This window comes from Georhizobium profundi, from assembly GCF_003952725.1.
GTDB lineage: Bacteria > Pseudomonadota > Alphaproteobacteria > Rhizobiales > Rhizobiaceae > Georhizobium > Georhizobium profundi.
Genome location: NZ_CP032509.1, coordinates 3992556 through 4007143 on the forward strand (window position 1 = coordinate 3992556; position 14588 = coordinate 4007143).

15 protein-coding genes are annotated in these 14588 nt (G+C 62.7%); 8 read left to right on the top strand and 7 right to left on the bottom strand.

Annotated elements, in window-relative coordinates:
• The first annotated feature begins 28 nt into the window (after window positions 1-28).
• The 3 genes from D5400_RS19320 to D5400_RS19330 all read left to right on the top strand — a co-directional run bounded on the left by D5400_RS19320 (window position 29) and on the right by D5400_RS19330 (window position 2996).
• The gene (locus D5400_RS19320) at window positions 29-835 is read left to right on the top strand and encodes an inositol monophosphatase family protein (RefSeq protein WP_126011827.1); all 807 of its coding nucleotides are present in this window, start codon (window positions 29-31) and stop codon (window positions 833-835) included.
• Between the two features lie 79 nt (window positions 836-914).
• Window positions 915-1961: a MotA/TolQ/ExbB proton channel family protein gene (locus D5400_RS19325; RefSeq protein ID WP_126011829.1), complete on the top strand. Its 1047-nt coding sequence runs from the start codon at window positions 915-917 to the stop codon at window positions 1959-1961.
• A 3-nt stretch (window positions 1962-1964) separates the two neighbouring features.
• On the top strand, window positions 1965-2996 hold the full coding sequence (locus tag D5400_RS19330; RefSeq protein WP_126011831.1) for a peptidoglycan -binding protein: 1032 nt from the start codon (window positions 1965-1967) through the stop codon (window positions 2994-2996).
• Between the two features lie 26 nt (window positions 2997-3022).
• Here the strand turns inward: D5400_RS19330 and D5400_RS19335 are convergent, their stop codons facing one another.
• Entirely contained in the window at window positions 3023-4822 is a 1800-nt protein-coding gene (locus tag D5400_RS19335) for an ABC transporter transmembrane domain-containing protein (RefSeq protein ID WP_126011833.1), read from the bottom strand.
• 198 nt (window positions 4823-5020) lie between these two features.
• Between D5400_RS19335 and rpmE the strand changes: the two genes are divergently transcribed.
• The gene (rpmE, locus tag D5400_RS19340; RefSeq protein ID WP_126011835.1) at window positions 5021-5242 is read left to right on the top strand and encodes a 50S ribosomal protein L31; all 222 of its coding nucleotides are present in this window, start codon (window positions 5021-5023) and stop codon (window positions 5240-5242) included.
• A 128-nt stretch (window positions 5243-5370) separates the two neighbouring features.
• Here rpmE and rcdA read toward each other — a convergent pair whose 3' ends face one another.
• Entirely contained in the window at window positions 5371-5886 is a 516-nt protein-coding gene (gene rcdA / locus D5400_RS19345) for a protease adaptor protein RcdA (protein WP_126011837.1), read from the bottom strand.
• 446 nt (window positions 5887-6332) lie between these two features.
• The gene (locus tag D5400_RS19350; protein ID WP_126011839.1) at window positions 6333-6521 is read right to left on the bottom strand and encodes a DUF1192 domain-containing protein; all 189 of its coding nucleotides are present in this window, start codon (window positions 6519-6521) and stop codon (window positions 6333-6335) included.
• 108 nt (window positions 6522-6629) lie between these two features.
• Here D5400_RS19350 and D5400_RS19355 point away from each other — a divergent pair, with 108 nt between their 5' ends.
• Complete coding sequence (locus D5400_RS19355; RefSeq protein WP_245451366.1) at window positions 6630-7625, top strand: NAD(P)H-quinone oxidoreductase; 996 nt, start codon at window positions 6630-6632, stop codon at window positions 7623-7625.
• 135 nt (window positions 7626-7760) lie between these two features.
• Window positions 7761-8771 (top strand): alpha/beta fold hydrolase, encoded by a 1011-nt coding sequence (locus D5400_RS19360; protein WP_245451367.1) that lies wholly within the window; start codon window positions 7761-7763, stop codon window positions 8769-8771.
• A 103-nt stretch (window positions 8772-8874) separates the two neighbouring features.
• Here D5400_RS19360 and pyk read toward each other — a convergent pair whose 3' ends face one another.
• Window positions 8875-10314: a pyruvate kinase gene (pyk, locus tag D5400_RS19365; RefSeq protein WP_126011843.1), complete on the bottom strand. Its 1440-nt coding sequence runs from the start codon at window positions 10312-10314 to the stop codon at window positions 8875-8877.
• Window positions 10311-10778, bottom strand: coding sequence for a DUF1036 domain-containing protein (locus tag D5400_RS19370; RefSeq protein ID WP_126013615.1), 468 nt, complete (start codon window positions 10776-10778; stop codon window positions 10311-10313). Before D5400_RS19370 ends, pyk begins: the two co-directional genes overlap by 4 nt.
• Before the next feature lie 223 nt (window positions 10779-11001).
• Here D5400_RS19370 and D5400_RS19375 point away from each other — a divergent pair, with 223 nt between their 5' ends.
• On the top strand, window positions 11002-11325 hold the full coding sequence (locus D5400_RS19375; RefSeq protein WP_126011845.1) for a DUF1244 domain-containing protein: 324 nt from the start codon (window positions 11002-11004) through the stop codon (window positions 11323-11325).
• A gap of 128 nt (window positions 11326-11453) precedes the next feature.
• The gene (locus D5400_RS19380) at window positions 11454-11714 is read left to right on the top strand and encodes a DUF2312 domain-containing protein (protein ID WP_126011847.1); all 261 of its coding nucleotides are present in this window, start codon (window positions 11454-11456) and stop codon (window positions 11712-11714) included.
• 98 nt (window positions 11715-11812) lie between these two features.
• Here D5400_RS19380 and D5400_RS19385 read toward each other — a convergent pair whose 3' ends face one another.
• Together D5400_RS19385 and D5400_RS19390 are read right to left on the bottom strand one after the other, a co-directional pair.
• On the bottom strand, window positions 11813-12316 hold the full coding sequence (locus D5400_RS19385; protein ID WP_126011849.1) for a TIGR00645 family protein: 504 nt from the start codon (window positions 12314-12316) through the stop codon (window positions 11813-11815).
• Window positions 12317-12504: 188 nt separating this feature from the next.
• Window positions 12505-14385, bottom strand: a complete 1881-nt coding sequence (locus D5400_RS19390; RefSeq protein ID WP_126011851.1) for a peptidoglycan L,D-endopeptidase MepK — start codon at window positions 14383-14385, stop codon at window positions 12505-12507.
• Window positions 14386-14588 lie beyond the last annotated feature (203 nt).

The window sequence follows — 14588 nt, forward strand, 5'->3', positions numbered from 1 at the left end:
CCCACTCCTCTTCCCGAAAGCTTTCCCGATGGCCCGCTCCGCCCTCTTGAACGTCATGGTCCAGGCCGCAATGAAGGCCGGGCGCTCGCTGTCGCGAGACTTCGGCGAAGTGCAGAATTTGCAGGTTTCGCTCAAAGGCCCGGGCGACTATGTCAGCCAAGCCGACCGCAAAGCCGAAGAGATCATTCACTCCGAGCTTCTGCGTGCCCGCCCGACCTACGATTTCCTCGGTGAGGAGGGCGGCGAGACGAAGGGCACCGACGGTGCGCATCGCTGGATCGTCGATCCGCTGGATGGCACGACGAACTTCCTGCACGGAATTCCGTTCTTCGCGGTCTCGATCGCGCTGGAGCGCAATGGCGAGATCGTCGGCGCAGTGATCTTCAACCCGGCCATGGACGAGCTCTTCACCGCAGAACGCGGCGGTGGCGCCTTCCTCAACGATCGTCGCCTGCGCGTTGCGGCGCGCAAGAAGCTGTCGGATTCCGTCGTTGCGACCGGCATTCCGCATCTCGGCCGCGGCCACCACGGCAAGTTCCTCGTGGAGTTGCGCAATGTCATGGGCGAAGTCGCCGGCGTTCGCCGCACCGGCTCCGCAGCACTCGACCTTGCCTATACGGCTGCAGGACGGTTCGACGCCTATTGGGAAAAGAACATCGCTGCCTGGGACATCGCAGCCGGCATGCTTCTGGTGCGCGAGGCCGGGGGCTACGTCACCGACCTCGAAGGCGGCAACCGGATGTTCGAGAGCGGAACGGTTCTCGCCGGCAACGAGTACATCCACAAGGCGCTGAAGGACGTGGTGCACCGCCCTGCTCCTGCAATCGGCGGTTAATCTTCCGGCACACCGCGGCTTTCTTTCCGTCTTGATTCTCGGTTACTGTCCGACCCTATGACGATTGGAGCTGCTTTTCATGGCAGGATTGAAATTCTCGGGCTGGGGCATCTCTGACGACGGCACCGGCGCCGATCCGCATAAATTATCGAGCCCGCTCGTCTTCTTCTGGAGCATGCTGATCTTCCTGATCATCGTCGGTTTCCTGGCGGCGATCCTCTATCGGCAAATCCAATCGGCTTTCGTGACCAACCCCGGCCTCAATGGCCTGATCTTCGGCGTGCTGCTGATCGGCGTCCTGCTCGCCTTCAACCAGGTGCTGCGGCTTCGCCCCGAAGTGCGGTGGGTCAACTCCTTCCGAGCCGCCGGCAGTGCCGAGAAAGCCGGGCGTGAGCCGGTGCTTCTCGCACCGATGCGCGCGCTGATCGGGCGCCGCCAGGAGATGGCGCTGTCCACCTCGTCGCTCCGGTCTATCCTCGATTCCATCGCGACGCGTCTCGATGAATCCCGCGACACGTCTCGCTATTTGATCGGCCTGCTCGTCTTTCTCGGCCTGCTCGGCACGTTCTGGGGCCTTCTCGGCACCATCGGCTCGATCAACAACACGATCCAATCGCTGGATCCTGGGTCGGGCGACACGGGCGATATTCTTGCATCGCTGAAGGCAGGCCTCAGCGCTCCGCTCGGCGGCATGGGCACGGCATTCTCGTCCTCGCTCTTCGGCCTATCGGGGTCCCTGATCCTCGGCTTCCTCGACCTGCAGGCAGGGCGCGCGCAGAACAGGTTCTACACGGAGCTGGAAAACTGGCTCTCGACTGTGACGGACATGGATTCCGAAACGATCGTCAACGAGATCGGGCGCGGCACGGGTTCGACGGAAGAGCTTCGGCTGCTTTCAGAACGGCTGCAGGCCATGTCGCAGGAAAACGGCATGTCGCAACGCTCCACCACCGCCATGGCCAATCTGGCCGAAGGCATACAGGGGCTTGTGAAGAACATGCGGTCCGAGCAGCAGATGCTGCGCGACTGGATCGAAGCGCAGCAGCGGGAAACGCGTGCTCTGCGCGAGACGCTGGAGCAGATCTCGACGCGCATCGATCCAGACCGCCCTCGGAAAGAAGGCTGATCCATGGCCCTGGCGCGCAACAGGCGGCGCGAGCGGTCCGTCGATTACTGGCCGGGTTTCGTCGACGCCCTGTCGACCCTGCTGCTCGCCATCATGTTCCTGCTGTCCGTCTTCGTGCTGGCGCAGTTTCTGCTCAGCCGCGAGATTTCCGGACAGGACGAGGTTCTGAACCGGCTGAACAGCCAGATCAATGAGCTGACACAGTTGCTGGCGCTCGAACAGGCCGTTGGCCAGGACGCAGAGGATGCGCTCGCCAATCTGCGCGCGTCGCTCGCCCAGTCCGAGCAGGAGCAATCGCGTCTGCGCGAGTTGCTGAGCTCCAACCAGGGCGTCTCGGCCGAAGCCGAAGCGCAGATCGGCATGCTGGAAGGCACGCTCGACGACGAGCGGCAGGTCAGCCAGCGAGCACTGAATCAGGTCGAATTGCTGAACCAGCAGATTTCCGCACTGCGCAGCCAGATCGCGGCTCTGGAAGGCGCGCTCGACGTCTCCGAAGCGCGTGACGCGGAAGCGCAGACGCAGATCGCCGATCTCGGCCGTCGCCTGAACGTCGCGCTCGCGCAGCGCGTGCAGGAGCTGAATCGCTACCGCTCCGATTTCTTCGGCCGTCTGCGGGAGATCCTGTCCGACCGCGAAAACATCCGGATTGTCGGCGACCGCTTCGTTTTCCAGTCGGAAGTGCTGTTCCCTTCCGGTGGTGCCGAACTCAATCCGGAGGGCATCGATCAGATGGGTGAACTGGCGACGGCCGTGCTGGAGCTCGCACGCGAGATCCCGTCCGACATCAACTGGGTGCTGCGCGTCGATGGCCACACGGACAATGTGCCCTTATCCGGCACCGGCCGGTATGTGGACAATTGGGAGCTTTCGTCGGCCCGCGCGACCTCGGTCGTCAAATACCTGATTTCGCAGGGTGTCCCAGCCGAGCGGCTGGTTGCGGCGGGCTTCGGCGAGTTCCAGCCGATCGCGGAAGGCGACAGCCCGGAAGCGCGCGCCACCAACCGGCGCATCGAGCTGAAGCTGACGGAGCGCTGATAGCTAGCGTTGCGATGTGAGAGAGCTTACTTCGCCGCCTGGATGAATTCGGTCTGCCCGTGATCGAACTGCAGGCGCGCCAGCCGCGCATAGACGCCGTTGCGCTCCACCAGAGTGCGGTGCGTGCCCTCTTCCACGATGCGCCCGCGATCCATGACGACGATGCGATCCGCCTTAAGCACGGTGGCGAGCCGGTGCGCGATGACGAGTGTCGTGCGGCCCTTCATCAGCCGCTCCAAGGCCTGTTGCACCAGTTGCTCGCTTTCGGCATCGAGCGCGGAGGTGGCCTCGTCGAGAATGAGGATCGGCGCATCCTTGAGAATGGCGCGGGCAATCGCGATGCGCTGGCGCTGTCCACCGGAGAGCGTGATACCCCGCTCGCCCACCATCGTGTCGTAGCCGTCGGGCAGCGCGGCCACGAAGATATCCGCGTGCGCTGCCTTTGCCGCCGCCGGAATATCGCCCTCGCTGGCACCCGGCCGACCAAACGCGATGTTGTCGCGCACGGTTCCCTGGAAGATCGTCACATCCTGCGGCACGATCGCGATGCGCGCACGGACCTCTGCAGGATCGGCCTTGGCGATGTCGACACCGTCGATGCGCACCGTGCCCGACACCGGGTCGTAGAAGCGCAGCAGCAGGGCAAAAAGCGTGCTCTTGCCCGCCCCTGAAGGGCCGACGACGGCAACGCTCTCACCTGGCTTCACCTGAAGATCGAAATCATCGAGCACCGGCATGTCGTCGCGTGCGGGATAGGCGAAGGCGATGTGATCGAACTCGATGGCGCCCACCGGGGGCACCGGCATCGCGATCGGGTTGGCCGGCGCGCGGATCTCGGGCACCTCGTCCAGCAGTTCCGAAAGGCGCTCGGCGGCGCCGGCGGCTTGAGAGATCTCGCTCCAGACCTCGGACAAGGCTGCGAGCGCACCAGCGGCAAACAGCGAATAGAGAAGAAATTGGCTCAGCGTGCCTGGCGACATCGTGCCGTCGAGCACGCGTTGCGCGCCGAACCACAAGACGGCGACGACGCTCCCGAATGCCATGCAGATCGCAAAGCCGGTCAACACGGCGCGCGCGCGCACGGCGTCGCGCGCTGCGGTGAAAGCTGTTTCGATCGCGTGGGAAAACAGGCCGTTGGCGGTCGGTTCGTTGTTGTAGGACTGAACGGTGCGGGTCGCGCCGATCGTCTCGCTCGCATAGGCCATGGCGTTAGCGAGCGTATCCTGGGCAGCGCGCGAGCGGCGGCGCACGGCGCGGCCGAAAGCCACGATCGGGAACACGATCAGCGGAATTGCGGCCAGCACCAGGCTCGACAGGCCCGGGCTGGTCACGATCATCATGCCGATAGCGCCGATGCACAGGATCATGTTGCGGAGCGCCAGCGATGCCGTCGCGCCGACCGTCGACTTGATCTGCGTGGTGTCCGCCGTCAGGCGCGAAACGATCTCACCGGACTGATTGACGTCGTAGAAGCCGGCAGAGAGGCGCGTCACATGCGAAAAGACGTCGCGGCGAAGGTCGGAGACGACCCGCTCGCCAAGGGTAATAACGAAATAGTAGCGAAAGGCGCTCGCCAGCGCGAGCAGCACCGCGATCACCAGGAGCATGATGAAGTAGGTTTCGATGAAGCCAGCATCGGATTCGGAGAAGCCGTGGTCGATCATGCGACGGACAGCCAGCGGCAAGGTCAGCGTCATGCTCGCGGCGAGAACGAGAAAGATCAAAGCTCCGGCGACCAGCCCGCGATAGGCCAGCACATAGGGCAGCAATCTCGCAAGCGGTCGCAGCGAGCGCCGCTTGTTCACGCTAGGGGCCGTTTCCGCCACGCTTTAACTCTCCTACTCCCGCCAGGCCCCATTTTCCCCCAGGGCTCTTGTTATCGATTTGCCCTTCCTGTATAGGCTCGCCAACAAATTAGGAAGCTGCGAGCCTTCATGGCGGCGCTTTCATTTCCCATTTGAGCCGATTTGACGCAACGCCTATTTCGTCACGGCGGCTCGCCAAGCAGTCAGGAAGCCAGGACGATGAAAGCCGACATTCATCCCAACTACCACACCATTAAAGTCGTCATGACGGACGGCACTGAATACACGACGCGCTCCACCTGGGGTTCGGAAGGCGATACGATGAACCTCGAGATCGACCCGAAGTCCCACCCGGCCTGGACCGGCGGTGGCCAGCAGCTCATGGACCGTGGCGGCCGTCTTTCCAAGTTCAAGAAGCGCTTCGAAGGCCTCGGCCTCTAAGTTTCGATTTCTCAGGAGATCAACAAAAAGCCCGGTCGCGAGACCGGGCTTTTTTCGTTTCGATGGTGGTTGCAGTCGCAGTCAAGAGAAGGAGAGAACGGCAGTTTCCCTCCTTCCGAAGAGGCGTGTCAGTGGTGGCCGAATGCCGTCTGCAGCAATGAAAGCTGTGCCTTCACGCTGTTCTCGTTATCGGCGAATGCCGGCATCACTTCGGGCCGGTAGATTTCGCGATCAAGCAGCGCAACGCGCGCCTGAAGACGCAGCGAACGGGCCACGAGGTCGCGGAACTGCTCGGGAAGATCGTCCCAGCCCGGCGCGTTGGCATCGATGGTGAAGCTGTCGATCCGCACCTTGTTCTTCTCGGACATCACTTGGTCGCGGCTCATCTCGCCGTTGTTGACCGCGCGCTGCAGCAGAAGCCACGAAGCAAGCTGCATCAGACGCGTTGTCAGCCGCATGGACTCCGCCGCGTAGAGAATGGACGCAAGACGCGGCAGGTCTTTGGATGCAATGCGACCCGGACCGTCGAGATAGCTTGCCGTTTCTTCCACCAGACCCATGCCGTCGGCATACAGTGTCTTGAATGGGTTGGACGTCGCCATGTGACCGGCAAAGCTGATCATGTTGCTGGACGTTTCGCTCATGTTCGAATTCCGCCTCGATATCAGTTGACCCGCCGTGCCGCATTCTGCGGTTCTCGCCTGCAGGCTGTGTCGCGTCGGCACATCATGGCCGTCGCATTCTTGAATGCTGTAACACTCCAGGCAGAATCAGGTTCCGTTCCGCCGTCATGGGGTGATCGATCTCTACCCGCAGAATGGTACGTCGACAGGGCTTTGCGCAAGATCGTTCTTAAGAAAGGGTTAATGTCCACATGTGCGGCAAATGCGCCGTCCCTTCCTGCGACGAAAAAAAAGAGCCGCAAAAGCGGCTCTCGAGAGTTTAACAGGGAGGCGTCAAACAGAGTGACCAGCAGTCAGTCTGCAATCGTCCAGAAGCTCCGGACATGAGCATTAGACACTATTAACCGTTAATGCCTGGTTAATGGGCCGGGCCCCCTGCCTCTTTTCGAGAATCCGAGCGATCTCCATCAGCGAAAAAACCGCTCTGCCGCCGCCTTGCTGGATGTCTTCATCTCGATTTCCTCTTCCAGCCGCGCAATCTCGCTGCGCAGCGCATCGATGCGTTGCCGCAGCTCGTCGGTGGAAAGAAGCGCCAGATCGGCGCCGATCTCATGAACGGGTTTGCGCGTCGGCGGCATGTCATCGAAAATGGCCATCGGCTCATCACTCCTTACGCTTCACGCTTGGACCGAATGCGAGGATCGCTCGCCCTCAGCGGACCGAGCCAGTATAACCCCGTGACGAAAAACAGAAATGGAAAAGCCATGCCCGAGACGATGCGCGCCGTGGAGATCAGCCAGCCGGGTGGTCCGGAAGTTCTCAAGCTCGCCGAGCGCCCGGTTCCGGCCCTAAAGTCCGACGAGGTGCTGATTGCCGTCAAAGCCGCCGGCGTCAACCGGCCCGACTGCCTGCAGCGGCAAGGCGCCTATCCACCACCGGCCGGCGCCTCCGACATTCCGGGGCTCGAGGTCGCAGGCGAGATCGTGGCGCTCGGTGACGGCGTCACGCGCTGGTCGGTCGGCGATCGGGTTTGCGCTCTGGTGACGGGCGGCGGATATGCCGAACGCTGCTCGGCACATCAGGACAGCGTGCTTCCCGTGCCGGACGGCTTTTCCATGGAAGAGGCAGCCGCCCTGCCCGAGACCTATTTCACGGTGTGGCACAATGTCTTCCAGCGTGGCGGATTGCAGGAAGGTGAAACATTTCTGGTGCACGGCGGCACGTCCGGGATCGGCACGACCGCCATCCAGCTTGCAAAGGCGTTCGGCGCGACCGTTTTTGCGACTGCGGGCTCGGATAAAAAATGCCGCGCCTGTTTCGAATTCGGCGCCGATCACGCCATCAACTACCGCGACGAAGATTTCGTGCAGGCGGTCAGGACCCTGACCGATGGCAAAGGCGTGAACGTGATCCTGGACATGGTCGGGGGCGATTATATCGGCCGCAACTATGACGCTGCGGCAATCGAGGGGCGCGTGGTGCAGATCGCTTTCCTCAACGGGCGGAAGGCCGAGGCGGATTTCTCCAAGCTGATGATGAAGCGGCTGTTTCACACCGGCTCCACGCTGCGCGCGCGCGACAGCGGCTTCAAGGGGAAGCTTGCGGCGGAGCTGAAGGAAAAAGTCTGGCCGCTGCTGACAAGCCGCCGCGTTGCTCCGGTGATGGACAGCGTCATCCCCTTTGCCGATGTGGTGGAAGCCCATCGTCGCATGGAAGGCAGCAGCCATATCGGCAAGATCGTGCTGAAAATCAGCGATTGAGGATGAGAGGGAGCGGGCGGCGCAACCAAACCGGCGCGGCGGACGTATAGGTCTACTGCCGTCACCAGTGCCCGTCATCGACGACTGTCGCCCGCCTCCTGCTCATTCCAATCGAACCCTCAGCTTATGCGTCCCATGATCATCGTCGTTCTCGTTCTTGCCGCCGTGCTTGCTCTTCTGGCCGGCTACACGGCTTACCAATCGCGTCAGATCGAGGCGCGCTTTCCGCCGATCGGGACGTTCCACGAGGTCGACGGGGTTCGCCTGCATGCGGTTCACATTCCCGCAGGGCCACAGGCCGATCTCCCTCCTCTCGTCTTCCTGCATGGGGCGAGCGGCAATCTGCGTGACCAGTTGGTTGCCTTCGGCGATCCGCTGAAGGGCCGCGCCGAGATGCTGTTCGTCGACCGGCCCGGCCACGGTTATTCGGAGCGCGGCACTGCCTCCAATTCCAATCCCGATGGTCAAGCGGACATGGTCGCCGGCCTGATGGCGAAGCTCGGCATCGACAATGCCATCATCGTTGCCCATTCCTTCGGCTCGGCGATTGCGGCGAGCTTTGCGCTTCAATATCCGGAGCGCACGGGTGGCCTGCTCTTTCTCGCGCCCGCGACCCATCCTTGGCCTGGCGGGGTCGCCTGGTTCTATTCGGTCGCCCGTGCACCGGTGATCGGCCCTCTTTTCAGCAATGTCGTTGCGCTGCCGGTGGGATCGGCACGCGTCGTGTCCTCGGCCGCCTGCGTCTTCGCCCCGAATCCCATGCCGTCCGATTATGTGGAGTTGACGGGGCCGCAACTGGTGCTGAGGCCGAAGGCTTTCCGTGCCAATTCAACCGATGTCGCCAATCTGAAGGACTACGTGGAGCGCATCTCGCTCCGCTACCCGGAGATCATGGCGCCGGCCGTCGTCATCACCGGCAATCGTGACGAGATCGTTCTACCGGAAATCCATTCGCAGGGGCTCGCGCGCGATCTTCCGAACTCAGAGCTCGTCGAGATCAACAATCTCGGCCACAAGCCAGACTATGTCGCCCGGGACATCGCCATCGCGGCCATCGAGAAACTGGCAGGCGGTCAGGCGGACCTGCAGGCGATGGTGCGCGCCCTCGAAGAGCGCATCGCCGATGATGCGGAGGTTTGTGGCTAAGCGTTTCCAGATGAAGTGGCTACCGGCTCATCGTTCGGAAACGCGCCAAATCAGTAACTTAGAAAGCAATTGAGCGAAGCGAAGTTGCTTTCGACGTCCCTGCTCAGACGGCCGACTGCCCGTCGGACGAGATATAGGCGATGCGCAGCATGTTGGTCGCGCCGGGTGTGCCGAGCGGAACGCCTGCGGTCACGATCACGCGGTCGCCCGCGGAGCCAAAGCCTTCCCTGTGGGTGATGCGGCAAGCACGATCGACCATGTCGTCTAGATCGTGGGCATCTTCCGTCACCACGCAGTGCAGGCCCCAGCAGACCGACAGGCGACGCGCGGTCTGGATCACCGGTGACAGCGCCAGGATCGGCGTCTGCGGCCGCTCGCGCGAGGCGCGCAGCCCGGTGGTGCCAGAAGATGTGTAGCAGACGATCGCAGCGAGGTTCAGCGTTTCGGCGATCTGGCGCGCGGCAAGCGAGATTGCATCGGCGCCGGTCGGTTCGGGCTGCGGGCGCTGCGCGTAGATGATGCCCGAATAGTTCGGGTCCTTTTCGACCTTGCGGGCAATGGCGGCCATGGTGGACACGGCTTCGACCGGATAATCGCCGGCAGCCGATTCCGCCGACAGCATCACCGCATCGGCACCTTCAAAGACTGCGGTTGCGACGTCCGACACTTCTGCGCGGGTCGGCACCGGAGCCGAAATCATCGATTCGAGCATCTGGGTCGCGACGACGACCGGCTTGCCGGCCTTCCGGCAGGCGCGTGTCAGCTGCTTCTGGATGCCGGGCACGGCTTCGATCGGCATTTCGACGCCGAGATCGCCACGCGCCACCATCAGGGCGTCCGAGAGCTCGATGATCTCGTCGATCCGCTCCAGCGCCTGCGGCTTCTCGATCTTGGACATGAGGCCTGCGCGGCCGCGCACGATCTTGCGCACTTCGGCGACGTCTTCCGGACGCTGGATGAAGGACAGCGCGATCCAGTCCACCTCTTCGGTGGCGATCGCCGCATCGATATCCTTGCGGTCCTTTTCCGTGAGCGCCCCGGTGGCCAGCGTCGTATCCGGCAGGCTGACGCCCTTGCGGTCCGAGATATGCGTGCCGGAGATCACCTTGGTGACGATCGACTTGCCGTCCACCTTGACCGCTTCCAGCTGCAGGCGGCCATCGTCGATCAGGAGACGGTGCCCAACCTGCACGGCTTCGAGAATTTCCTTGTGCGGCAATTGCACCCGCGTCGCGTCGCCCGGCTCGGGCTTGTCGTCGAGGGTGAACGTGTCGCCCGCCGACAGTTGAACCTTGCCTTCGGCGAACTTGCCGACCCGCAGCTTGGGCCCCTGGATGTCGCAAAGAATGCCGATCGGGCGACCAACTTCCTTTTCGACGTTGCGGATGCGGCCGATGAGATCGCGCATGATCTCGTGGCTGGCATGGCTCATATTGATGCGGAACAGGTCTGCACCCGCCTCATGAAGCTTGCGGATCATGGCCTCGTCGGAGGAGGCCGGACCGAGCGTCGCCAGGATCTTGACTTTGCGCTGGCGTCTCATTGGCTGGTGCCTTCCGTGCTGTCAGGTGTCGCGTTGGGTACTGTCGTCGGCGATGCGGGCGGGGCTGGCGTGTCGGAAAGCTGAACCATCCAGCTGCCCTGTCGTCCCGTATCGTATTCCTTGAATTCCATGCGCTGGTAGCCGCGTGCGACGCAGTCGTTGACGCCGACGATTTTGAACTCGTTGTCGGCGACGCACATGTTGATGTTGCCGGCCCAGCGTCCACCACGGGCGGCATCCTCGGCATAGAGGTAGTAGAAGCGCGACTGGAGCTGGCCTTCGATGAGCGTCGCGCAGGACGTGGCGGGAATCTGCCACCACCCTTCGGATATCCAGCCTTCCTGGGCCCGATAGCCGATTGCGACGCCAACGAGGTTCTGCGTTCCATTGCAGACGCGGAAATCGGCGCGCGCCGTTTCGGTGCCACCGAAAAGGGCCGCGGACCCCGCCAGCAGGAACAGCATTTGGAGGCTCAAGAGACGCGATGTGAAGCGATTTTTCGCAGGCACGGTGTCTATCGTTTCTCCATTGATCACTGCTTCGGTTGTGCGATGCGAACCCGACAATGTCAACGAAGCTGAGCCTTTAGTGGCATCTCTTCCGTCAACTTGACCCATGGCTTCGGCGACGCCTAGAATCGGCCACCATCGATCACCATTTCCGGGACGAGTCCTCAGGAGGCCAACCATGCACCAGACATCGCCCGAACAGAAGCTCAGCGCCGAGCAGCGCACCGCACTCGAGGCAGCCGCTTTCCGCCGGCTGGTCGCGCATCTGCGCGAACGGACCGACGTGCAGAACATCGACATGATGAACCTCGCCGGCTTTTGCCGGAATTGCCTGTCGAACTGGTACAAGGATGCGGCCGAGGCGGACGGCATCGCGCTCACCAAGGACGAATCACGCGAGATCGTCTACGGCATGCCCTATGATGCATGGCGGGAACGCTACCAGATCGAGGCAACCGACGCGCAGAAAGCCTCCTTCGCAACCAAGGCGAGCCATGGCTGATGCGCATTCGGCGCATCACGCAGGGAATGCGGCGCGGCCGCAAGGTTTGACTTGACGTCAGCCGCGCCGCGCGGCACCTGACACGCTTAAAATTCGACCTTCTTGGAACGAGACAACAGGAGTAAGCGATGTCCGACACAGGCGGCGTCGCACGCGACCAACTGCGTGCATTCGTCGAGCGTATCGAACGCCTCGAAGAAGAGAAAAAGACCATCGCGGACGACATCAAGGACGTCTATGCGGAAGCAAAAGGCACGGGCTTCGACACCAAGGCCCTTCGCCGCGTGATCTCGCTCCGGAAGATCGACAAGGACGAGCGGATGGAACAGGAAGCGATCCTGGACACCTATCTGCACGCGCTCGGTATGGGCCCTGCGCCGGAAGAGTGAGCCTCCTCCAGCTATTTTGACATTGAAGGCCGTCGGTCGGCACAACCGGCGGCTTTTTCATGTTTGGGGTCAAGAAACCTCAAGTCCAGGCCGCGCGATCAGGCCTTCAGCTTCGTCATGATCTGCTCCAGGAATCCGAGCAGCAGCGCCGAGACGACGAAGGCGAGGTGGATCAGCGTCGCCCACATCAGCCGTGTGCCGTCATATTGCTGCATGTTCAGGAAGATCTGCAGCAGGTGGATCGACGAGATCGCGACGATGGACGACGCGACCTTGATCTTGAGACTGCCCGCATCGAGCTTGCCCAGCCATGAGATCTCGTCGTTATCGGTCTTGTCGAAGCGGCTGACGAAGTTCTCGTAGCCGGAAATCATGACCATGACGATGAGGCTCGCAACGAGCGCTGCATCGATGAGGCCAAGCATCGCGAGGATCATGTCGGAATCGTCGAGGGTGAAGACATCCACGGCCACCTTGGCGAGCTTGTAGATGAACGACACCGCATAGATCGCCAGCGCCGCGGCAAGCCCCACATAGAAGACGACAAGGATCCAGCGTGCCGAGAGAATGACACGCTCGATCAGCAGTTCCATCGATTTCATGGGGCGAGGTTCCTTGGGGACGATGACGTGTCGATAGATACGCTTTCGCGACTGCGCAAGATGCCGGGGACGTACGGCGTCCGGCATCGCGCTGGCAGAGGCACAGAATAGCGGGTCCTGCGAAAAGCAGAAGGCCGCCGATCGAGGCGAACGGCGGCCTTCACGAGGATGTCAGTGGAAGGTTGGGCCTACTGCGGCGCCTCGAAGCGGGCGACGCTCAGGAAGTTCACGGCGGCACCGGTGAAGCGGTTGGCTTCAACCGTCTCGGCTGAGAACCCGGTCGTGTAGACCACCTGGGGAGCGGCACGCAGTTGCTTGTCCACAAAGCGCGGCGACTTCACCGGCTGCGAGACGCTGGCAAGGCGCGTATGATCGAGCGCCCAGCTCGATACCATCGTATCGGTGAGCTTCGGCTCCGTGCGGATTGCCCGCTTGGCCGTGCCGGTCGCTTCGCGCTCCGTCGGGCGTGCGCCCTTGAGCGGTGTTGCGCCGAGGGATGCAGCCATGCGGTTCGCCAGACCTTCTGGCTCGCCCGCAGCGGTATCGTTGCCGGCGGACGTGCTGGAACCGCTGGACGCGTCGCTTGCCGCCCTTGGCGAAGGCGTGAGCGAGGCAACCCGGATTTCATCGGGAGCTGCGATCGGTGCCGGAACTTCAGCAACGGCAGCGGCGGCCGGCGCTTCTGCCGCGGCAGTCGTACCCGTCGTGACGGAGGCTGTGCCCTGCCCGGTCGCGGCAGCGATCGCCGCGATTTCAGGACGCGCGATCGGTGCTGGCACGAGCGCAGTCTGCAGCGCGGAGGACGTTGCCTCGCCCGATGCCGCACTCGGCGTCTCCGGGGTTGCCTCAGCCATCAGGATGTCGGTGACTTCCTGGCCATCGAAAGCAGGCGCATCGTTGGCTGCGAAGACCGAGATACCCGAACGGTCGACGAATTCCGGAACCGGCACGGACATGCCTGAGAGATCGGCGAATTCACGCACTTCCGGCATTGCCGGTGCTTCCGTGGGCGATGGCGGTTCGACTGCCGCGACTTGCGGAATGGCTGCCGGCGGCGTGTTGGCGGCATTGGCCGGCAAGGTCGCGTTCGCCATGCTCATGCCGGCAGGCGGCGCGGCTGGAATGGGCGCTGCGGGAACCGGAGCGGCCGGAGCCGGTGCAAGAGCAGCCATCTGGGGCTGTGCTACGGCTTCGAGGACAGGTCGGGCGACCGGAACGGGTGCACGGATCGGAGCAACGCTTGCGATCTGCGTCTGCGGTGCGGCCTGAGGCGCTGCCTGCTGCGGCACGGCTGCGGGCGGTGCGCCGCGCTGTGGTGCAGCTGCAGGCGCTGCAATTGCTTCTGCATCTTCGTCTTCGTCACCATTGTTGCCGAAGAGCATTGCGATCAGGTTCCGGCGGCTGCCGCCGCTCCTGGCGCCATCGCTGTTGCGCGAGCCACCGCCGGCAACTGCGATTTCCGAAGCGCCGACGCGACGCTGATAATCGGCGAGTGCCTGATCATAACCAGCGAGCTTGCGGCCGTCCGGCGGCAGGTGGATCGTCTTGCCATCGGGGAACAGCGCGAGGAGTTCCTGGCGGCTCATGCGCGGCCAGGCACGAACGCTGCCGACATCGAGGTGCACGAAGGGCGAGCCGGAATTGGGATAGAAGCCGACACCGCCGACCTGAAAACGCATGCCGATTTCACGGACGCGCTTCACCGGCACGTCAGGCAGGAAGAAGTCCATCGCCTTGCCGAGCGTGTGCTGGCTGTTCTTTGCCACGCCCGAAGAGCGCGAACGCAGCATGTTGTTGGTGTTGGGCGAACGGTAAGCCGAAACGACGTGGATGTACTCACGCGATCCCGATGCCTGGTAGACTTCCCAGAGCAAATCGAACAAGCGCGGATCCATCTTGGTCGGCTCGTTGCGACGCCAGTCGCGGAGGATGTGATTCAGTTGGTTCAGGCCTGCCTGGTCGTAACGCCCATTGCGCTTGAAGACGATCTCCGCGCGCTCTTTCGTATGGGTGAAATGGATCTTCAGGCTGCGCGTTTGCGCAGACGCTTCGGCTGTGGCGAAAGACATGATCGCGACGGTAAAAACCGCGACGAACGCCCAGCGAAGGGATTGAGAGAAGCAGCTCGTCACGGACCGAAGAAGGCCCTGCGCAGCAGCTGCGCTTTCGATGCACCCCGAATTGACTGCCAAAATCATCCCCACAAGCAGGTTCGTTTTTTAGTCAGATCCCCGGCCGCCCCAAACGAAGCTGCAACCGTGGCCCGCCGGCA

Bases quoted from the DNA above. Each gene is read 5' to 3' on its own strand.
- D5400_RS19325 (WP_126011829.1), top strand. From the start codon at position 915: ATGGCAGGATTGAAATTCTCGGGCTGGGGCATCTCTGACGACGGCACC.
- rpmE (WP_126011835.1), top strand. From the start codon at position 5,021: ATGAAAGCCGACATTCATCCCAACTACCACACCATTAAAGTCGTCATG.
- D5400_RS19385 (WP_126011849.1), bottom strand. From the start codon at position 12,316: ATGAAATCGATGGAACTGCTGATCGAGCGTGTCATTCTCTCGGCACGC.
- rcdA (WP_126011837.1), bottom strand. From the start codon at position 5,886: ATGAGCGAAACGTCCAGCAACATGATCAGCTTTGCCGGTCACATGGCG.
- D5400_RS19350 (WP_126011839.1), bottom strand. From the start codon at position 6,521: ATGGCCATTTTCGATGACATGCCGCCGACGCGCAAACCCGTTCATGAG.
- D5400_RS19370 (WP_126013615.1), bottom strand. From the start codon at position 10,778: ATGCTGTTCCTGCTGGCGGGGTCCGCGGCCCTTTTCGGTGGCACCGAA.
- D5400_RS19360 (WP_245451367.1), top strand. From the start codon at position 7,761: ATGATCATCGTCGTTCTCGTTCTTGCCGCCGTGCTTGCTCTTCTGGCC.
- D5400_RS19380 (WP_126011847.1), top strand. From the start codon at position 11,454: ATGTCCGACACAGGCGGCGTCGCACGCGACCAACTGCGTGCATTCGTC.
- D5400_RS19375 (WP_126011845.1), top strand. From the start codon at position 11,002: ATGCACCAGACATCGCCCGAACAGAAGCTCAGCGCCGAGCAGCGCACC.
- pyk (WP_126011843.1), bottom strand. From the start codon at position 10,314: ATGAGACGCCAGCGCAAAGTCAAGATCCTGGCGACGCTCGGTCCGGCC.
- D5400_RS19390 (WP_126011851.1), bottom strand. From the start codon at position 14,385: ATGTCTTTCGCCACAGCCGAAGCGTCTGCGCAAACGCGCAGCCTGAAG.
- D5400_RS19330 (WP_126011831.1), top strand. From the start codon at position 1,965: ATGGCCCTGGCGCGCAACAGGCGGCGCGAGCGGTCCGTCGATTACTGG.
- D5400_RS19320 (WP_126011827.1), top strand. From the start codon at position 29: ATGGCCCGCTCCGCCCTCTTGAACGTCATGGTCCAGGCCGCAATGAAG.
- D5400_RS19355 (WP_245451366.1), top strand. From the start codon at position 6,630: ATGCCCGAGACGATGCGCGCCGTGGAGATCAGCCAGCCGGGTGGTCCG.